Source organism: Lentzea sp., assembly GCF_036380075.1.
Lineage (GTDB): Bacteria > Actinomycetota > Actinomycetes > Mycobacteriales > Pseudonocardiaceae > Lentzea.
Genome location: NZ_DASVFL010000146.1, coordinates 13,814 through 32,596 on the forward strand (window position 1 = coordinate 13,814; position 18,783 = coordinate 32,596).

The following is an 18,783-nucleotide window of genomic DNA, read 5'->3' on the forward strand; positions in this document are numbered from 1 at the left end:
GCTGAGTCGTCGAACCACGAACAAGGGGAGTGTGCGCTCGTGGTCAGGGTGGGCAGCGCGGACGAGGCGGAGCGCCTGAAGAAGTCGATCCGGGACGAGGGCGTCCTGGAGGTCGTCGGTCCGGTCACCGGCACCGGCCTGGTGGGCATCCCCACGTCGAGCGCGGACAGCATCGCGATCGACCCCGGCGACTTCGACCAGGCGATCCGGCTGCTGCACCGGCGCCGCGACGAGCTGGCGGGCCACCTGGCGGACAGCGCCGTGCTGGCGACGCCGCTCACGGACGGCACGGGACCGGTCGCGGTGCAGATGCGCAAGGCGTTCGGGTTGCGGGCCAGGGACACCGAAGGCGGTGTCCGCGCCGCGCTGACGTCCTACGTGCAGCAGCTCGACCTGGTGATCCAGGCGCTGGAGAGCGTGAAGCAGACGCAGGTGGCGACGGACGAGAACGCCGCGGCGACGTTGCGGGGGCAGGCATGAGCGGGCGGGACAAGGGCTACTACTCCGAGGAGCACAAGCAGTCCGCGCGGCAGGCCCGGCGCGAACGCAGGCTCCGGGCGCAACGCCGCAGGAACCGGCTCGACGACGCGTTCGACTCCGGGACCATCCGCTGGGACGCGTACACGCACCAGCAGATGTGGGACATGGTGCACGCGGCGGACGTGCCGGGCATGTCCGTGCGCGGCGCCCAGTGGCAGGAGCTGGCGCCCAAGCTGCGCGAGACCTCCCGGTCCGTGCAGGACGTCGTCAACCGGCTCACGTCGTCGTGGCGCGGGCCGTCGGCGGAGCTGGCCGCCCAGGCGGCCACGGCGCTGACGTCGTGGGGCGAGACCGTCGGCGACTCCTCCGAGCGGGTCTCGCGCGGCCTCGACAACTACACGACGGTGCTGCAGGAGACGAAGCGGCGGCTGCCGGAACCCGTGCACTACTGGGCGGAGAAGCACTTCCGGGACGGCTACGACGTCAAGGTGCTCAGCGGGCCGCAGGGCCTGAACCTGCTGGAGCAGCTGACCGACGACCACATGCCGACCAAGGCCGAGGCGCGCGACGCCAAGGCGGAGGCGGTGGCCGTCATGCAGGTCTACGAGAACGAGAGCAGGAACACCCGCGGCACCCTCCCGGTGTTCGACACGGCACCGCCGGTCACCCAGCCACCGACCACGGTCACTCCGCCTCCCCCGCCGCCGCCTCCCCCTCCCCTGCCGCCCGAGCACACGCCGGAGCCACCGCCGTGGCGACCGGATCCGGTGCCGGTGCCGACGCCGGACGTGCAGACACCGGCGGCCGGGAACGACGACAGCACGGCGGTGGCCGCGTTCGGCCCGTCGGGCGCGGGTGCCGCCCCGTTCGGCACGACGGCGTTCGGGTCGCCGGCCGGCGGCTTCCCCGGCACCACGACGGGACTGCCGGGCACGACCGCGCCGGGCGTGCTGGGCGGCTCCGGACCAGGCGTGCCGGGCGGCGCCGCCGGTGTGCTGGGCCAGCAGCCGGGCGGTGCGGTGGCGGGCGTGGGCGGCCGCGGTCCGGCGGGCGGACCGGGAGCGGGCGGCTACGGCATGATGCCGCCCTCGGCCGGGGCGAACGGCGAGGACGACCGCCACCACACCAACCGGTACGCGGAGCGGATGGACTTCCTCGACGACATCCCGCCGGGCGTCCCGCCGGTGCTGGGCGAATGAGCGACGGCTACGTCGTCGACGTCGACGCCGTGCAGGTGACGGCGCGGCGGCTGGACGACGCGGGCGACGCGCTCACCGGGGTGGTCGAGGCGCTCGGCCGGGGCGCGGGCGGAGACCTCGGGCCGGGTGTCACGGAGGCCGCGGACGAGCTGCTGCGGGTGTGGGAGGAGCGGCTGGCCGCGCTGCGCACCGGGCTCGCGGACGCCACCGCCGAGCTCCGGTCGGCCGGCGTCGCCTACCGCGAAGCCGACGAGCTGCGCCATGGGTGACTACCGCGGCCTCGGCTTCGACCCGGTGCCGGGTGACCCGGGGGCCATCGCCGCGGCGAGCGAGCGGTGCCGGCACCTGGTCGAGGTCCCGGCACCCCCGGCGGGCTGGGAAGGGGCCGCGGCCGACGCGTTCGCGGCACGGCTGGCGGGCCTGCGCGACGACCTGGAGACGGCGCGGCGCACCCTGGGCACCGCCGCCGACGTGCTGGACGAGTGGGCGGGGACGGTGCTGTCGAACCAGCGCAGGGCGGAAGAGCTGGACCGGCGCGCACGGGCGTTGCGGAGCGCGATCGAGGACGCGGACAATGACGTGGTGCTCGCGTCCTTCCGCGGCGGCCCGGACCACGTGGCCGCCTCGGCCCGGCTGGACGGGCTGCGCCGCGAGCTCGACGGCGTGCTGGCCGCGGCACGGGACCTGGAGACCGACCACCGCAGCGCCGCGCGGCGGGTGGCGGACCGGTTGCGGCACCTCCTCACCGGCGGGACCGACGCGGCCGGGCACGTGCCGAGCCGCGACGAGCTGTTCGGCGGCGTCGTCAGCGCGCTGAGCTCCTACTCGGCGCTGGGCAGCGACCTGGCCGGTTTGTTGTTCACCGCACCACGCACCTCCGGCACGGCCTCCGGCGGAGCGGCCGCTTTCGTCTCGGCACTCGGTGACCGGTGAGGCTCAGTCCGGTACGGGGCGTCATCCCGGTTTCCGTGAGCTCGGCCGACGCGACGTCCGCCGAGCTGCTGTCGGTGTTGCGGCGGCTGCGCGGCCCCGACCGGGCCCGTGACCCCGGTCTGGAGATCGCGGCCGCCCAGGCCGCCGAGCTGGCCCAGCGCCACGACGCCGGTGTCGTGGCGGTCGTCGAGCACCCCGGCGCCGACCCGGCTGTGCTGGTGGCGGGTCTCGTCGCGGTCGAACGCGTGCTCACGCAGGAGGCGGCCGAGGAGCTGTGCTTCCACCTCGCCGACGCCGGCGGTCCCGGCATCACCGAGCTGACCAGCGCCAAGACCGCGCACGGCTACCCGGCGGTGATCGTCGAGCGGGTCCCGGCCACGGGAGTCGGGGCGCAGCTGCAGATCGTCGTGCCCGACCCCGGCCGGCCGCGGATCGCCGTGTTCACCCTGCACTCCCCCACCGGACGCGGGTGGCTGGAGCTGGCCGGCATCGCCGGGCGGTTCGTCAACGGCGTGGAGTTCACCGCGGCAGCGCGTGCCGGCGGTAGTCGGTCGGCGGCTGCCCCACCAGCGCGCGGAAGGCACGGGAGAAGTGCGTCGCACTGACGAACCCGCAGTCGCGGGAGATCTCGCCGACCCCGCGGTCGGCCTTCGCCGGGTCGGCCAGCAGCGCCTTCGCGCGGTCGATGCGCAGCATCTTGATCCGCTCGGCGACGTTCGGCTCGCCCTCGAACACCTGGTAAAGCCGCCGCAGCGAGATGTTGAGCGCCTTCGCGACCTCGCCGGGCGTCAGCGACGGGTCGCCGAGGTGCGCGCGGATGTGCTCCAACGCGGCACGCCGGTGCCCGGTGGCGATGTCGGCGCGTTCCAGCTCGTCGCGCAACGCGCTGCGCAGCACCATCTCCGCCAGTCCGACCAGGTGGTGCGCGACGCCGACCGGGTCCAGCACCTCCCGTGCGGCGAGGACGTGCCCGACCGCGCCGGCGAACGCGGAGCGCAGGCCGTCGCCGACCGGCACGGGCTGGAACATCAGCCGGCGCAGGTCGGTGAACCCCGTCGACAGCCTGGCCTCCGGCACGGTCAGCACGATCGTGCCGACGGGCAGCACGTGCAGCGAGCAGTCGCCGAACGCGTGGACGTCCTCGGGCAGCGGCCGGTGGACCGGGCACCGCATCAGCAACTGCACGGACTCGGGCGTGGACGGCGACCCGGTCAGGGCGGCCCTGGCCGCGGCCGCGCCGGACGCGCGCACGACCAGCACACCGCTCACGACCTCCGCGTCCCGCTGCACGCGGACAAGATTAACCACGGGAGTTCTGATGGCACGGCGTTCACCGTCGACCGGCGCGGTCGTCCTGTCCCACGTCGAGTTCGACCTGGTGTGGGAGGACCTCGGCTTCGGTGACCCGCCGCTGGCGCTCGACGTGCCGTCGCACGGCGCCACCGAGGCCGACCGGGACCAGCTGGGCACCGAGGTGTTCGCATCGCTGGCGCAAGCCGGCCTGGTCCGCGGCGACGAGGTCGATCCCGCGCTCGAGGAGCTGCTCGGGATGCTGCGCCACCACACGACGTCCGTCGACGCGGTGGTGTTCGGCGAGCAGCCGTGGCGGGTGCTCGCCGCGGTGCGGGGCAGCCGGGGTGTGCTCGCCGTGCTCAACTCCCGGGAGCTGGCGCTGGAACCCTTCGCCGCCGAGCACCTGGTGCACGCGGTGGCGCGGGTGCTCGGCGACCGCCCGGCCGGTCCGGGTGAGCAGCTGCTGCTGCCGCGCGCGGCGTACTCGGCGGCACTGCGCGGCTACGCCGAGAGCGGCTACGGCGGGCTGGAACGGGCGCTGGCCGACGCCGGCGTGCGGGGCAGCGCGACGCGTCCGCTGGTGACCATCGCCGAGGCGGGCCGGCTCGGCGCCGGCCAGCTGGCCGTGACCGGCGCCCGCGGGCGGTCGCCGGTGCTCACCTGGTCCGACACGACCGCGGGCCGGTACGTCATCACGACCGAGCACGTCCGCGACGAGCAGTGGGTCCGGGTGGTCCCGGCGGACCAGGTCTGGGTCACCCGGCGCCTCACCGACATGGTCGCCGCGTCGCGTTAGGACGGCTGGCGCTCCACCGCTTCGTCGAGCACGGCCGTGATTCGCTGCAGGCAGGAGGCTGACGTGACGGGCCGAGTTCGAGTCCGACGAGCAGTGGGTCCGGCGGACCAGGTCTGCACCACCCGGCGCCTCACCGACGTGGTCACCGAGTCGCGTCAGGACGGCAGGAGGCCCACGGGCCCGTCCAGCACGGCCCCGGCGGTGAGGCGCTCCAGGCAGGCGGCCCGCGCAACAGACCGCAGCTCCACCGCGCGGGCCGAGTTCGAGTCCGGCTAGCAGTGGGTCCGGCGTACCAGGTCTGCATCACCGGCCGCCTCGCCGACACGGTCACCGAGTCCCGTTAGGACGGCCGCAGCTCCACCGGCTCGTCCAGCACGGCCGCGAGCACCTCGGCGCCCGCGGCCAGCGCGGCCTCCGCGGCGTAGGCGGTGAGCCGCTGCACGCAGGCGGCCAGCGCGACGGGCCGCAGCTCCATCGCGCGCGGGCCCAGTTCGAGTCCGACGAGCTTGCCGTGCAGGTCGACCGTCACCACGACGTCGTCCTCGCGGGCGGACCGGGTGATCGCGTCCAGCGCGGCGCGGAGGCCGAGCGGTGCGCGTGCCTCGTCCTCGGCCAGTTCCTCGTCCAGGGAACGGGGTTCGGGTGTCATCGGACCATCCAGCTCTCCGGTGTGGTGGACTCGATCTCCTCGGTGAGCTCGGCGTCGACGTGGAGGCCGAGGGTCTCCAGGTGCTCGTCGCCGAGCAGGTGCCGGGCGCGGTCGTTGGCCCGCGCGGTGGCGAGCCGCACCAGGGTGAGGATCTCGTCGGCCAGTGCGGCGCGGCCCAGGCGCATCGACCGTTCGGTCAGCGTGATGGCGCGCAGGCCGCCGCCCACGCCCACCTCGATCGCGATGCCCGTGGTGTGGTGCGCTTTTCCGGTGGTCACGGGTGCACTCCTCCGTAGAACTTGGCGCTGCTGAGCTGGTGGGTGTTGCGGCGCACCTGGTCGCCGGAGTTGCCCTCGATCAGCGTGACGGTGCCGCCCTCGACCTTCTCGACGATGCCGATGTGCTTGCTGGTGGCCGGACTCTGCGGGCCGGTGCCGAACAGCAGCACGTCGCCGGGCCGCACGTTGCCCTTGAGGTCGCCGTTGCCGTAGGCCTTGCCGTGGCGCTGTCCCCAGCGGTAGACGTCGCCGGTGAAGGGCAGCACCGGGATGTCCACGCCGGCCCTGCGCCACATCGCCGTGGCGAACGACGAGCACCAGAAGGTCGTCGGCCCGTAGGGGTTGCGGTTGCTGCCGGGCGGGCTCTCCCGCGTGCCGATCTCGCCGCGGGCGGCGGACACGATCTTCCGGGCCTTCGCGCCGGACGGCTTCGTCGTGCCCCGGCCTCCGGTCGAGCCCTTGCCTCCGGCCGCGGGCTTGGTGGTGCGGGGATCGGCGACCCGGTCGCTCTCGACCTCCTTCTCCAGCGCCTTCAGCTTCCGCTTCGCCTCGTCCAGCTCGGCCTTGACCTGCCGCACGGTGCGCACCGACTCGCGCGTGTACCGCGGTTCCAGGTCGGCCGCGGTGGCGACCGCCTTCATCAGCGCGGCCTGCGACCCGCTCGCGACTCCCGCCTGGAGCACGCCGGCGACCTTGGTGACGTACTCGTCGACCAGGCGTTGCGCGGCCGTGTGCCCGGTGACCAGCGCGCTGCCGGCCCCCGCCACCACCTTCTCCGCCTCCGCGCTGATCGACGCGGTGGTCCGGAGCTGCTTCACCAGCCGGTCGGAGCGCCGTTCGAACTGCTCCGAGTTCCTGCCCTCCCACTGGTCGAGCGCGTGCCCGGCGGCCTTGCGCACCGCGTCCTGCTGGTCCTCCAGCGCGCTGCCCGCCTGGTGCAGCGCGAACTGCACGCGCATGGCGTCGTCGGCCTTGCCCGCCAACGCGTTGCGGTGCCCGATCATCCGGGCGGCGAACTGGTGTGCGATCGCTCGTGGGTCCACGTCATCCTCGCTTCAGGTCGTCGGCGATCGCGTCGTCCTGCGCGCGGTAGGTGCTCGCCATGCGCCCGGTGGAGCGCGCGAGGCGATCCGCGTTGCGGCCGACCCCGGTCACCTGCCGGTGCAACGCGGCCCCGAACGAGTCGAGGGCGGAGGCGAAGCCGGTCTCCTTGCCGATCCGCCCGAAGCCGTCGTCGGCGATCTCGCGGACCTGCCGCACGTGCCGGGTGCCGATCGCGGCGATGTCGTCCGCGATGCCCCTGCCCTGCTTGACGTACCGGTCGAGCGCGGCGGGGTCGACCGTGAACCCGTCGCCTCCGCGCCCGCCGCCCGGCCGGGACGGCGGCGTGGCCGGAATGCCCCGAGCCGCCCGGCGGGCGACGTCGAGGTACTTCCGGTAGGCGCCGTTGGTGTAGGTGGACCAGGGGGTCCAGGACCTGCCGTCCTTCGACAGCGCGTTCGCCGCCTTCGCGTTGACGCGCGGGTCGAACAGGTCGCGGTTCGAGTCGAGCCCGAACTGCCGGCGCCGCTCGGGTCCCATCGCGCCCAGCATGTTGATCTGCCAGAGGCCGTAGGAGTCGTCCGGCGGCGTGGCGTTGTGCGCCCGCGGGTCTCCGCTGGACTCCGCGAGGGCGACGGCGATCGCGATCGTGAGGCCCTGGCCTTCGAACCCGGCGGCGCGGGCGTGCTGGGCGATCTGCTCGGGGCTCAGCTTGCTCATGCGGTGAGCCTGACCGCTCGCCGGCCTCGGCGACATCGGCGTTGCGCGCTGGGACAGCAGCGCTGCGCGGCTGGACCAGCCGGCAGGTCAAGAAGCCAGCGCGCCGACCGCCACCTCGGGAGGCCGCACGCTCTCGACCGCGTACCGGTGGGTGGTCGCCAGGATCCAGGTCGCGGCCCTGCCGCGGCCGGGGTCGAACTCGCCCGCGGTGCGCCAGACCTCGAGCATGACCTCCTCGAAGACGGCCTCCGACCGTTCCTCGCAGGACACGACCCGGCGCACCAGCCCGAACACCGCGCTCGCCACGGCGTCGTACAGGCGCCCGAAGGCTTCCTCGTCCCGGCCGGCCACCCGCACCAGGAGGTCGTCGAGCGCCTCGGGACGCTCGGGTTCGAGGGAGACGACCGGCTGCCTGCGAACCCGAACCCGCACGGTGTTTCCCCTCGTCGCCCGCACGACCCCCGTTCAGGACGGGAGCGTCCGGAAGCCGTGGCCCCCGGCTACCACCCGTCCCGCCGGGCCAAACTCATCGGCGATCAATGCTTCTTCACACCCACCGGCCTCGACTGGTAACGCCCCGACGGCTCGCCGACGATCTTGCCGTCCTGCAGGACCCGGTTGCCGCGCAGGAACGTGTCGGTGACCTTCACGGTCAGCTCCTGCCCCTCGAACGGCGTGTACTCCTGGCTGGACTCGGAGTCCTCCGCACGCACGACCCAGCGGTGGTCGGGGTCGACCAGGGCGATGTCGGCGTCGAAGCCGACGGCGAGGTCCCCCTTGTTGCGCAGCCCGTAGCGGCGGGCGGGCGCGGCCGTGACGAGGTCGGCGAGCCTGCCCAGCGGCACGCCGCGGCGGCGGCCCTCGCTCACGAGGCCGGCCAGCAGGTACTCCGTGCCGCCGAACCCGGACTTGGCGGCGAACACGTCGTCGCGCTGCTCGCCGAACTTGCGCTCGTCCTTGCAGCACGCGTGGTCGCTCACCACCCAGTCGACCGTGCCGTTCGCGACGCCCTCCCACAGCGCCTCGACGTCGGCCCGCTCGCGCAGGGGCGGGTTGACCTTGCCGCCGAGGCCGCTCGCGGTGGTGTAGTCGGCGAGCAGGTGCCCGATGGTGACCTCGCGGCGGAAGTCGACGTGCGGGAACGCCTCCGCCATCCGCAGCGCCGCGTCGAGGGCCTTGCGCGAGGTCAGGTGCAGCAGGTTGATGTTGGCGAGCCCGGTCTCGTGCGCCAGGTAGGAGGCGATCGTGATGGCGAGCCCCTCCGAGTGGGGCGGCCTCGACGCCGAGTAGGCCTCCAGGCCGGAGAGCTTGCCCTCGCGTTCGACGCGCTCGGTGTAGGCGGTCATGATCTCGGCGGTCTCGCAGTGCAGCGACAGGGAGATCTCCGAGGCCAGGTCCGGGAACTGCTCGCGAGCGGCCTGGATCCCGCGCATGACGAACTCGAAGTGGGCGTAGTCGTACCGCTCCCCCTCCGGGATCATCAGGAAGTCGCTCTGGTCGCTGGACTTCCCGTGCAGGCCGTGCGAGCCGTAGAACATGAAGACCTTGAACGACGGCACGCCGTGCTCGCTGATCAGCGCGGGGATCTCGTCGATGTGCTCGCTCATCATCGGCGCGAGGTGGAAGCCGTAGTCGACCCAGGCCCGTCCGGAGACGGTGTCCAGGACCTCCGGGAAGAACGTGCCGTAGCTGCCGCCGCGGTTGAGGTAGTACTGGCCGGTGCGCATGTAGTTGAGCGCGGTCGTGACACCGCCCTGGGCGCAGGCCCGGCTCTCGGACTCGGAGTCGACGGCGAGCTCGTGGTAGATGCCCCAGTGCTGGTGGGCGTCGACCACGCCGGGGAACGCGAGCTTGCCGCCGCCGTCGACCACCTCCGCGGCGTCGGCGGTCGCGAGCTCGGGACCGACGGCGGCGACCTTGCCGTCGCGCACGGCGATCGCGGTGCGCACCGGCTCGTCCGCGCCGGGAAGGACCAGGTCGATGTTGTGCAGAACCAGGTCGTAGGCGGTCATCTCGTCTCCTCCGTGCTCTCGTTCTCACGCCGTGCGGTCAGTCGCAGCAGGTGGTTCACGTCGGTCCGGTCGCCCAGGCCCGCGACCGCGTCGATCACGTCCCGCGCCGCCGCGGGGCCCAGCACCGGGGCGGCGTTGTCGGTGAACTTGCGGGCGATCTCGTCGTCGGTCAGCGGGTGGTCGACGCCGCCGCGGTTGGCCAGCGCCTTCGCCGTCCACCGGCGGCCGTCGCGGGAGGTCGCCCTCACCACGGCGGGGAACTGGTGGGGGAAGATCGCCGTGCACTCGTCGTCGGCCACGACGCTCGTGCGGCGCATCAGCTCCTGCCGGCGCGGGTCGGTGAGATGCTCGGGCGCGTAGTCCGCCAGCGCCGCACCGAGCCCGCCGCCGCCGAACATGCCGACGACCGCGGCGTACGGCCCGCTGAACTGCGCCTCGTAGGGGGTGCCGGGCGTCCGCTTCTTCTCGATCGGGTCGCCGACCGTCCGCACGACCGGCGCGGGCACGCCGATCTCCAGCGACTCGACGTCGTCCGGCTCCAGCCCTTGTCTGCGCAGGTCTGCGGCGGCGTCGACGATCGTGTGCGTGAAGTGGTTCGCGGGGTAGGGCTTGAAGAAGATGCGCGGCACCTCCCAGTCGGTGCCCAGCCCGCCGGTGATCGCCTCCGGCCGGTACTCGCCGCGCAGGAACGCCTCGAAGAAGCCGAACCTGCCCTCGAACACCGTCGGCGGGCCGGTGAAGCCGTGGTGTGCCAGCCGCGCGCTCGACACCCCTGCCTGCGCGGCCCACCCGCAGTGCAGGCGCTTGACGGTGCCGCCGGTGCGGTTCGCCTCGATGATCCCGGACGACTGCGACGCCACGATGCCGATCGCGTGCGCGATCTCCTCCTCGCCGGCGCCGCCGAGCAACGCCGCCGCGACGGCGCTGCCCACCGCCCCGCAGATGGACGTGGCGTGCTGGCCGTGCTCGAAGAACACGGAGTTGCCGCTGTCCGGGTCGTAGCCGGCCATGCCGACGCGGACGCAGACCTCCAGCCCCGCGGCCACGGCGGCGATCAGCAGGTCGCCGCTGACGCCGTTGTCCTGCGCCGCGGCCAGGGCGGCCGGGACGACGCTCGCGCTGGGGTGCAGCACGGACGGCAGGTGCGTGTCGTCGTAGTCCAGCGAGTGCGCGAGCACGCCGTTCGCGAACGCGGCGAGCGCGGCCGGAACCGGTGTGCTGCCCCCGATGACGTGCGCCCGGCCGGTTCCTCCCTGCTCGGCGACGAACGCGAGTGCGGCGGCACTGGTGTCGAGCGCGCGGCCCGCCACGCACAGCCCCAGGACGTCGAGGATCCGGTGCCGCACACTGGCCCTCACGTCGGCCGGCAGGTCACCGGCGGCGGTCTTGACCGCGAACCGGGCGATCGTCTGGCTCAGCGTCGGGGAGGTCACGAGGCGTCCCCCGGCACGACGGCGAGCGGCCGGACCGGCGAGCCCGTGGCGCCCACGAGCTTCAACGGCGACAACACGAACAGGAACTCGTGCGCGCCCGCGGCGGCCGGCTCCTCCAGGTCCATCGTCTCGATGATGTGGATGCCCTTCTCGACGAGCAGCACGCGGTGCGCGGGCAGCAGGCTGTGCCCCTGGCCGGGCGCCAGGCGTTCGAACGCGATCGTGTCGGCACCGGCCGCGTGCACGCCGAGCCCGGCGAGCCAGTGCGCGCCGGCCTCTCCGACGCCCGGCACGCCGCTGTCGTGTCCGGTGTAGACCTCCGCTCCGGCGGCGAAGTGCACGCCCCAGCCGCTGCGGATCAGCACCACGTCGCCCTGGCGCACCTCGGATCCCTGTTCCCGCGCGGTGCGGGCGAGGTCGTCCGGGGTGATCTCGTAGCCGGGTTCGCAGCGCGGCAGGCCGAGGGTGCGCGGCACGTCCAGCAGGACGCCCCGCCGGAACATCGGCAGGATCGTCTCGGCGCCGAGCGACGTCATCGAGCCACCGCGTTGCGCCTCGTCCGCACGGACGCCGCCGAACATCAACCCGTTGTGCGACACGTGGGAGAACGCGTCGATGTGCGTGCCGACGTGTGTGCCGAGCGAGATGTGGTCGGCCGCGGCCGACCCGCCGTCGGCGCGGACGACGTCGCCGTGCCGGCGGGGAAGCGTGTGCCAGTAGGGAGGGTGGTTCGGTGACTGCGGCATGCCCCGGTACAGCGGCCGGCCGAGGTCGAAGACCCGCACCCCCGTTCCCAGCGCGGAGTCCAGCCACGTCGCCGTGTCTGCCCTGGTCGCCTCGTTGACGCTCATGCGATCACACCCCGCTCGCGCATTGCCTCGATGTCCGCCGCCTCGTACCCGAGCTCCTTCAGCACCGGATCGGTGTCCGCTCCGAGGTCGCCGCCGGTCCGCCTGATCCGTCCCGGCGTCCGGGACATGCCCCACATGACGTCGTGCATCAGCACGTCGCCGAGCTTGTCGTCGGCGACCTTGCGCACCATCCCGGTCGCCCGGACGTGCTCGTCGGCGACGATGTCCGCGGCGTCGTAGATCGGCGCCACGGCCGCGCCCGCGGCGGTGAACTGCTCGATCACCTCGTCGCGGGTGCGCTGCCCGATCCACGTGGAGACGTGGCCGTCCAACAGGTCCGCGTGCAACGCGCGCTGCCCGCCGGTGGCGAACCACGGTTCGTCGATCACCTCGGGGTGCCCGACGAGCCGCATGACCCGTTCCGCGATGCTCTGCGCGCTGGTCGACACCGCGACCCACCGACCGTCGCTGGTGCGGTAGGTGTTGCGGGGCGCGTTGTTCAGCGAACGGTTGCCGCGCCGCTGCTCGACCACGCCGAGCTGGTCGTAGACCGTCGGTCCCGGGCCCACCGCCGTCATCAACGGCGTCAGCAGGTTCATGTCGACGACCTGGCCGACGCCGGGCGACTTCGTGTCACGCTCCCACAGCGCCATCATCGTCGCGCCGACCGCGGCGACCCCGCACAGCGAGTCGGCCAGGCCGAACGCGGGCAGCGTGGGCGGCATCGACGGGTCGCCGGTCAGGTGGGCGAACCCGCTCATCGCCTCGGCGAGCGTGCCGAAGCCGGGACGTGAGGAGTAGGGGCCGGTCTGCCCGAACCCCGTCACCCTGACCACGATCAGCGCCGGGTTGCGCCGCCACAGGTCCTCGGGCCCGAGTCCCCAGCGCTCCAGCGTGCCGGGCCGGAAGTTCTCGACCAGCACGTCGGCGGTCTCGGCCAGCCGCAGCAGCAGCTCCGCGCCGTCGGCCCGCGACAGGTCGGCCGCGACGAGCCGCTTGTTGCGGGAGATCTCCTTCCACCACAGCGGTTCGCCGTCCTTGGACGGGCCGTGGCCGCGCATCCCGTCGCCGCGCTTCGGGTGCTCGATCTTGACCACCTCGGCGCCGTAGTCCCCCAGCAGCTGACAACACAGCGGACCGGCCAGGATCGTGGAGGCGTCCACGACCCTCACCCCGGTCAGCGGGCCATCGCTGTGAGCGGGTGCTGTCTCGCTCATGCGCTCATGGCTCCCCTCGGTTCGATGACCTCGCGCAGCACCCGGCAGAACGTCTCCGGGTCCTGTTCGGCGAGGAAGTCCGTGGCACCCGGCACCACCAGGGCGCTGCGGTGCCCGATCAGCTCGACTGCCCTGGCGTGCATGTGCCCGATCCGGTCCTCGCTGCCCGCCAGCAGCAGCGCGACCTCGCCCGCGGCCCGCACCGACTCGCGCAGGTCGTGCCGCCAGATCGCGCGGTACGACGGGGCGAAGTCGGCGCCCGCGTGCAGGTAGTCCCGCACGAGGTCGGTGACGAACTCCGGATCCGCCCACGGGTACTCACCCAGCACGCGGTTCCAGATCCAGCTCAGGTGGGCGCCGTCGGCGGTGGCCCGCCACGGCGGCGCGAACGACGCCAGCCGGTCGGCGCGTTCGGCGTCGGTGTAGACGGGAACCCCGTGCAGGACAACACCTGCCGGCGCACCGGGCCGTCGCGCGGCGGCGTGCAGCGCGAACACCGCGCCCGTCGCACGCCCGAACAGCCACGGCCGCTGGGCACCGACGGTGTCCGCGACGAACCACGCCACGTCGGCGTAGTCGTCGACGGTCCAGTCGTCCGGCGGCCGGTCGGACTCGCCGTAGCCGGGCGTGTCCACCGCGAGCGGTACGCAGAACCGCGCGAGCCCGTCGAGCACCTTGCGGTACCGGCGCGCCGACAGCGGGCTTTGGTGCAGCAGCACCAGCGGCGGCCGTCCCGACGCCAGCTGGGTCTCCACCGGCTCGCGGCCCGCGGTGAGGACGTGCACCGCGCCCCAGGGGGCGGCGAGGTAGGTGCCCTTCACCGCGGTCCGCCGAGCTCGACGGGCTGCCTGCCGACGTCGGCGAGCAGGCACGCCACGTCGTGCCGCTCGGCCACCGGCAGCAGGTCCACCGGCCACGACGAGCACTCGGCGATCTCGACCGGGCACCGTCCACTGAGGACGCACTTGGTCGGCGCCTTGGAGGGGTTGGGGATCTCGCCGCGCAACGGCACGTGCTGCCGCTTCTGCCCCACGACCGTGCTCAGCGTCGCGGACAGCAACGCCTTCGTGTACGGGTGGCGCGGGTGGGTCAGCACCTCATGCGTCGGTCCCTGCTCCACGACCTTGCCGAGGTACATCACCGCGACCCGGTCGCTGATCAGCCCGACCGTCGCCAGGTCGTGGGAGATGAAGACGTAGGAGATCTCCCGCTCGCGCTGCAGGTCCCGCAGCAGGTCGAGCACCCGCGCCCGCACCGACACGTCCAGCGAGGACGTCGGTTCGTCGAGCACGACCAGCTCGGGTTCGGTGATGATCGCCCGCGCGATGCCGATGCGCTGCTGCTGGCCGCCGCTGAGGTTGCGCGGCAGCCGGCCGGCGTGCTCGGCGGTGAGACCGACGCGTTCCAGCATCGCCACCACGGCGTCCCTGCGCTGGGCGCGCGACATCTCCGGCCGGTGGATGACCAATGGCTCCGCCACGATGTCCCCGACCTTGATGCGCGGGTTGAGCGACTCGTAGGGCTCCTGGAACACGACCTGGATCCGCGAGCGCAGGGCCCGCATGTCCTTCTTGCTCAACGACCCCAGCCGGATGCCGTCGAAGACGACGTCGCCGGAGGTCGGGGTGATCAGGCCGAGGGCGACCCTGCCGAGCGTGGACTTGCCCGACCCGCTCTCGCCGATGACCGCGACGGTCTCGCCCTTGCCGACCGACAACGACACCCCGTTGACGGCGTGGACCTCCTTGCCGCCGCGGCGGAACACCTGGTGCACGTCGTGCAGTTGCATGATGCTCATCAGCGGTGCACCTCCTGGCCGGACAGGCTCGGCACGTCGTCCGCCCACGGCGCGGGCGGCACGGCGGCGAGCAGCTGCCGGGTGTAGTCGTGCGAGGGGTCGGAGAACACGTCGGCCACGAGCCCGGTCTCGACGACCTTCCCGGACTTCATGACCACGACCCGGTGGCAGTACTGGGCGACGACGCCGAGGTCGTGCGTGACCAGCAGCAGCGACCGCCGGCCCTGCTTCACCTGGGCGTCGATCAGGTCGAGGATCTGCCGCTGCACGGTCACGTCCAGCGCCGTCGTGGGCTCGTCCGCGATCACCAGCGACGGGTCGTGCAGCATCGCCAGCGCGATGACCACGCGTTGCGCCATGCCGCCGGACAGCTCGTGGGCGTACCCGCGCAGCACCCGCTCGGGTCCGCGCACCTGCACCGACTCGAGCCGTTCGACCGCCAGGTCCCGCAGGTCGGTGCGGCTGATCCGGCGGTGCGCCCGCACGACGTTGCGGAACTGCTTCTCGATGGACAGCACCGGGTTCAGCGAGCCGAACGGGTTCTGCGCGACGAACCCGATCCGCGCTCCCCTGATCTCGCGCAGCCTCGCGCGGTTCAGCCGGACCAGGTCGGTGCCCTCGAACTCGGCGCTGCCGGAGACGACCTCGCCGTACGACGGCAGCAGCCCGAGCACCGACCGGATGGTCACGGACTTGCCGGACCCCGTCTCGCCGACGATCCCGACGGACTCGCCCTCGGGCACCTCGAACGTCACGTCGTCGATCGCCCTCACCACGCCCGCGCGACCGCGGAACTGGGAGGTCAGTCCCGTCACCCTGAGCATCAGCTGCCCTCCACCTGTCGCTGGATGCCGTTGGCCAGCATGTTGAGGCTCGCGATGGCGAGGAAGATCGCCACACCGGGCCAGATCGCGATCCACCACTGGCCGGTCGAGATCGCCTGGGCGCCCACCTGCACCATCGACCCCCAGGTCGGGGTGGGCGGGGAGACGCCGATGCCGAGGAAGTTCAGCGCCGCGATCACGATCACGGCGTTGGCCGTGGTGAGCGAGCACTGCACGAGGCACACGTCCACGACGTTCGGCATGATGTGCCGGAACACCACCCGCCGCGGCCGCGCCCCGGTCGCGATGGCGGCCTCGATGAACCGTCCGTCGCGGATGGACAGCGCCTCGCCGCGGATCAGCCGGATGAACCGGGGGCCGTTGATGATCACGATGGCGTAGAGGATGTTCTGGATGTCGTTGCCGGTCAGCGACACGATCGTCACCGACAGCACGATCAGCGGGAACGACTGGAACGCGTCGAGGGCCCGCATGAACCCCTCGCTCCACCTGCTCTTGACACTCAGCGGCAGGCCGATCAGCAGGCCGATCACGAGCGAGGCGAGCGTGCCCATCAACGCCAGCGGCAGGTCGCTGCGGCCCGCAGCGATGACCCGCGAGAACACGTCGAACCCGTTGGCGTCGGTGCCGAAGACGTACTCGGCCGACGGGGCCTGGAGGACCGCGGTCGGGTCGGGCGTGATCGGGTCGTGCGGCAGCGGCGCCAGGAACGAGGCGAGCAGCATGAAGAGCAGCAGCCCACCGCCGGCGACGATGCCGGGACTGGCCCGGACGTAGCGGGCGCTGCGCGTGACGAACGGGGCGAAGAACGGCTGCCGGACGCCGGCCGGGTTACTCATAGCTCACCCTCGGGTCGAGGAAGAGGACCACCAGGTCCAGCAACAGGAACAGGGTCAGCGTCAGCAGTCCCGCCGTGACGACGAACCCCTGGATGATCGGCACGTCGACCTTCAGCACGCCGTCGAGCGCCCACTGGCCCATGCCGCGCCAGTTGAAGACGCGTTCGACGATCGCGGCGCCACCGAGCAGCGAGCCGAACAGGATCGCGATGTAGGTGACCACGGTCGTGCGCGAGGCGGCGAACGCGTAGTAGACGACGGTGCGTTCACGGAGGCCGCAGGCGCGGGCGAACTCGACCTGCGGGGTGGTGAGCGCGGTGCCCATGCTGCCGCGGGCCGTCTTCGCGAAGTAGGAGGCGTAGACGAGTCCCAGTGACAGCACGGGGAGCGCGGCGTGCGACACGGCTTCGCCGAGCGTCGTCCAGTCACCGGTGAAGAGGCTGCTGATGATCAGGAACGGCCGGTCGTCCGCCGAGCCCGACTCGATCGGCAGCCGCCCGATCGGCGCCGGCGCCCAGCCGAGCAGGAAGAAGAACACGTAGATGCCGACCAGGGCCAGGAAGAAGTCCGGGACCGACTGGAGCACCGAGGTGAGCCCGCTCATGATCCGGTCGGGGATGCGACGGGCGAAGTACGCGCCGACCACACCGATCGCCATGCCGAGGCCGATGGCGAGCAGCAGTGCGAAGAACACCAGCTCCAGCGTGTTCGGCAGGAACTTCCCGATGTCGTGCAGGATCGGCTCGTTCGTGAAGAACGACGTGCCGAGGTCGCCCTGCAGCAGGTTGCCCCAGAAGGAGAAGTACCGCTCCAGCAACGGCTTGTCGAGGCCGAGCTGGCTGTTGACGTGGGCGATCTGCTCCTTGGTGGCGAAGTCGCCGAGGATCGTGATCGCCGGCTCGCCCGGGATGAGGAACACGAGGAAGAACGACACGCTGCCCAGCACGAACAGCGAGACGGGCACGATGGCGATCCGCTTGACGATGTAGCGGAGCAGGGGCCGCCGCCGCTTCTCCCTCGGCGCGGCCGGTACGGGTTCCGCCTGGATTGCTTCCGGAACGGTCACAGCACACTCACCCCTCCGTCGACGCACACGGTGTGGCCGGTGACCATGGCCGCGTCGGACGAGGCGAGCCAGCGCACCGCGGCCGCCACCTCCTCGGGACGCACGACCCGCCCGAGCGGGATCGAGGCGAGCTTCGCGGCCATGTAGGTCTCGTTCTCGAGCACGTCCGCCGTCATCGCGCTCGGCACGATCGTCGGCGCCACGGCGTTCACGCGGATCCGGGCGGCCGCCCACTCCAGCGACAGGATCTTGGTGAGCTGGATGACCGCCGCCTTCGTGACGCCGTAGACCGCCGATCCCGCGATGGCGACCAGTCCGCCGGTCGAGGCCATGTTGACGACGTTGCCGCCGTGGACCGACAGCACCGGGTGGACGGCCTGGCACATGCGGAACGTGCCGTTGAGGTTGATCTCGACGACGTCGTGCCACACCTCCTCCGGCATGGTCTCGGTCGCGCCCCTGGCGTTGATGCCCGCGTTGTTGACCAGCAGGTCGACGGTTCCGGCGTGCGCCACCGCCGCGGCGACGGCCGCGCGGCAGGAGTCGCCGGACCGCAGGTCGAGCTCGACGGCGTGCTTCGCGCTCGCCGGCGCCGCTCCCCCGAGGTCCGCCGCCACGACCACGTACCCGTGGGCCGCGAGGTCGTCGCACACGGCGGTGCCGATCCCGCCCGCGGCGCCGGTGACGAGCGCGACCGGGTGTCCCGTCTCAGACATGGGCCACCCCGCTCCACTCGGCACGGGCGCTCTCGGGCAGCGGCAGGGTGTTCAGGCGGACGTCCGGGCTCAGCGGCTCGTCGATCCCCACGAGCCGCAGCAACGCCCACAGCGTGACGAGGTTGCTGCTGATCGCCGGGCGCCCGGTCTCCTGCTCGACCGCGACGAGCGAGTCGAGCGTGCGCCAGTTGGTGCAGCTGATCGCGACGACGTCGGCGTCGGACACGTCGAGGGCGGCCGCGGCCTGGAAGCTGGCGGCCGGTTCCAGCCGGCCCTTGTCCAGGTTGGACAGGATCTCCAGGTCGTTGCGGGCCACCACGGAGAAACCGGCCTGGTCGAGGTACGAGACCGCGCCGTCGGCGACCGGGCGGACATAGGGCGTCGCGAGTGCGACCTTCCGCGCGGACAACGCTGTCAACGCGGCGATGAGCGCACTGCTGGTCGTCACGATCGGGATGCCGTGGGCGCGGGTCAGTCCGTCGCACGTCGCCTGGTCGGAGTCGCGGCCGCCGAGGAAGCTGCCGGACGTGCAGGCGTAGGCGATCGCGGTCACCCCCGCCGAGGCGAGCTCGGCGACGGCGCGGTCGAGGTGGTCGTGCATCGCGAGCAGGCTCGCG

General features: G+C 72.7%; 23 protein-coding genes. 6 read left to right on the forward strand and 17 right to left on the reverse strand.

The features are described from left to right. The first annotated feature begins 39 nt into the window (after positions 1 to 39). Genes VF330_RS17670 through VF330_RS17690 form a run of 5 tightly spaced genes read left to right on the forward strand, consistent with a single transcriptional unit; the run spans position 40 to position 3,217 of the window. Positions 40 to 480, forward strand: a complete 441-nt coding sequence (locus VF330_RS17670; RefSeq protein WP_330852706.1) for a hypothetical protein — start codon at positions 40 to 42, stop codon at positions 478 to 480. Continuing rightward, on the forward strand, positions 477 to 1,679 hold the full coding sequence (locus VF330_RS17675) for a PPE domain-containing protein (RefSeq protein ID WP_330852707.1): 1,203 nt from the start codon (positions 477 to 479) through the stop codon (positions 1,677 to 1,679). Before VF330_RS17670 ends, VF330_RS17675 begins: the two co-directional genes overlap by 4 nt. Further along, positions 1,676 to 1,948 (forward strand): hypothetical protein, encoded by a 273-nt coding sequence (locus VF330_RS17680; protein ID WP_330852708.1) that lies wholly within the window; start codon positions 1,676 to 1,678, stop codon positions 1,946 to 1,948. The genes VF330_RS17675 and VF330_RS17680 overlap by 4 nt, the downstream gene beginning before the upstream one ends. Beyond that, positions 1,941 to 2,612, forward strand: coding sequence for a hypothetical protein (locus tag VF330_RS17685; protein WP_330852709.1), 672 nt, complete (start codon positions 1,941 to 1,943; stop codon positions 2,610 to 2,612). Before VF330_RS17680 ends, VF330_RS17685 begins: the two co-directional genes overlap by 8 nt. A gap of 35 nt (positions 2,613 to 2,647) precedes the next feature. Then, positions 2,648 to 3,217: a hypothetical protein gene (locus VF330_RS17690; protein WP_330852710.1), complete on the forward strand. Its 570-nt coding sequence runs from the start codon at positions 2,648 to 2,650 to the stop codon at positions 3,215 to 3,217. On the opposite strand, the gene VF330_RS17695 is transcribed toward VF330_RS17690, so the two are convergent. Beyond that, a complete protein-coding gene (locus VF330_RS17695) occupies positions 3,132 to 3,902 on the reverse strand; it encodes a helix-turn-helix domain-containing protein (RefSeq protein WP_330852711.1) in 771 nt (256 codons plus the stop codon). The two genes, VF330_RS17690 and VF330_RS17695, sit on opposite strands and share 86 nt — an antisense overlap. Positions 3,903 to 3,930: 28 nt before the next feature. On the opposite strand from VF330_RS17695, the gene VF330_RS17700 reads away from it, so the two are divergent. Further along, positions 3,931 to 4,701, forward strand: coding sequence for an ESX secretion-associated protein EspG (locus VF330_RS17700; protein ID WP_330852712.1), 771 nt, complete (start codon positions 3,931 to 3,933; stop codon positions 4,699 to 4,701). Positions 4,702 to 5,041: 340 nt separating this feature from the next. On the opposite strand, the gene VF330_RS17705 is transcribed toward VF330_RS17700, so the two are convergent. The 16 genes from VF330_RS17705 to VF330_RS17780 form a co-directional block, all read right to left on the reverse strand. Then, entirely contained in the window at positions 5,042 to 5,350 is a 309-nt protein-coding gene (locus VF330_RS17705) for a hypothetical protein (protein WP_330852713.1), read from the reverse strand. Continuing rightward, positions 5,347 to 5,628: a YbaB/EbfC family DNA-binding protein gene (locus VF330_RS17710; RefSeq protein ID WP_330852714.1), complete on the reverse strand. Its 282-nt coding sequence runs from the start codon at positions 5,626 to 5,628 to the stop codon at positions 5,347 to 5,349. Before VF330_RS17710 ends, VF330_RS17705 begins: the two co-directional genes overlap by 4 nt. After that, positions 5,625 to 6,671, reverse strand: coding sequence for a CHAP domain-containing protein (locus VF330_RS17715; protein WP_330852715.1), 1,047 nt, complete (start codon positions 6,669 to 6,671; stop codon positions 5,625 to 5,627). Before VF330_RS17715 ends, VF330_RS17710 begins: the two co-directional genes overlap by 4 nt. A 1-nt stretch (position 6,672) precedes the next feature. Next, positions 6,673 to 7,389 carry a type VII secretion target gene (locus tag VF330_RS17720; protein ID WP_330852716.1) on the reverse strand — a complete coding sequence of 239 codons (717 nt, stop codon included), beginning with the start codon at positions 7,387 to 7,389 and terminating at the stop codon, positions 6,673 to 6,675. Positions 7,390 to 7,476: 87 nt separating this feature from the next. Further along, positions 7,477 to 7,821, reverse strand: a complete 345-nt coding sequence (locus VF330_RS17725) for a sigma factor (RefSeq protein WP_330852717.1) — start codon at positions 7,819 to 7,821, stop codon at positions 7,477 to 7,479. Between the two features lie 104 nt (positions 7,822 to 7,925). Next, a complete protein-coding gene (locus VF330_RS17730) occupies positions 7,926 to 9,401 on the reverse strand; it encodes a dihydroorotase family protein (RefSeq protein ID WP_330852718.1) in 1,476 nt (491 codons plus the stop codon). Then, the gene (locus VF330_RS17735; protein ID WP_330852719.1) at positions 9,398 to 10,834 is read right to left on the reverse strand and encodes an MmgE/PrpD family protein; all 1,437 of its coding nucleotides are present in this window, start codon (positions 10,832 to 10,834) and stop codon (positions 9,398 to 9,400) included. Before VF330_RS17735 ends, VF330_RS17730 begins: the two co-directional genes overlap by 4 nt. After that, positions 10,831 to 11,685, reverse strand: a complete 855-nt coding sequence (locus VF330_RS17740) for a cyclase family protein (RefSeq protein ID WP_330852720.1) — start codon at positions 11,683 to 11,685, stop codon at positions 10,831 to 10,833. Before VF330_RS17740 ends, VF330_RS17735 begins: the two co-directional genes overlap by 4 nt. Beyond that, positions 11,682 to 12,902 carry a CoA transferase gene (locus tag VF330_RS17745; protein WP_330852721.1) on the reverse strand — a complete coding sequence of 407 codons (1,221 nt, stop codon included), beginning with the start codon at positions 12,900 to 12,902 and terminating at the stop codon, positions 11,682 to 11,684. The genes VF330_RS17740 and VF330_RS17745 overlap by 4 nt, the downstream gene beginning before the upstream one ends. Continuing rightward, entirely contained in the window at positions 12,899 to 13,723 is an 825-nt protein-coding gene (locus VF330_RS17750; RefSeq protein WP_330852722.1) for an alpha/beta fold hydrolase, read from the reverse strand. The genes VF330_RS17745 and VF330_RS17750 overlap by 4 nt, the downstream gene beginning before the upstream one ends. After that, the gene (locus VF330_RS17755) at positions 13,720 to 14,700 is read right to left on the reverse strand and encodes an oligopeptide/dipeptide ABC transporter ATP-binding protein (RefSeq protein ID WP_330852723.1); all 981 of its coding nucleotides are present in this window, start codon (positions 14,698 to 14,700) and stop codon (positions 13,720 to 13,722) included. The genes VF330_RS17750 and VF330_RS17755 overlap by 4 nt, the downstream gene beginning before the upstream one ends. Next, positions 14,700 to 15,524, reverse strand: coding sequence for an ABC transporter ATP-binding protein (locus VF330_RS17760; RefSeq protein ID WP_330852724.1), 825 nt, complete (start codon positions 15,522 to 15,524; stop codon positions 14,700 to 14,702). The genes VF330_RS17755 and VF330_RS17760 overlap by 1 nt, the downstream gene beginning before the upstream one ends. Next, on the reverse strand, positions 15,524 to 16,384 hold the full coding sequence (locus VF330_RS17765; protein WP_330852725.1) for an ABC transporter permease: 861 nt from the start codon (positions 16,382 to 16,384) through the stop codon (positions 15,524 to 15,526). The genes VF330_RS17760 and VF330_RS17765 overlap by 1 nt, the downstream gene beginning before the upstream one ends. Beyond that, positions 16,377 to 17,450 (reverse strand): ABC transporter permease, encoded by a 1,074-nt coding sequence (locus tag VF330_RS17770; protein WP_330852726.1) that lies wholly within the window; start codon positions 17,448 to 17,450, stop codon positions 16,377 to 16,379. The genes VF330_RS17765 and VF330_RS17770 overlap by 8 nt, the downstream gene beginning before the upstream one ends. Then, positions 17,447 to 18,166, reverse strand: a complete 720-nt coding sequence (locus VF330_RS17775; protein WP_330852727.1) for an SDR family NAD(P)-dependent oxidoreductase — start codon at positions 18,164 to 18,166, stop codon at positions 17,447 to 17,449. Before VF330_RS17775 ends, VF330_RS17770 begins: the two co-directional genes overlap by 4 nt. After that, a partial coding sequence (locus tag VF330_RS17780; protein WP_330852728.1) for a hypothetical protein occupies positions 18,159 to 18,783 on the reverse strand: 625 nt, incomplete at its 5' end. The genes VF330_RS17775 and VF330_RS17780, both read right to left, overlap by 8 nt.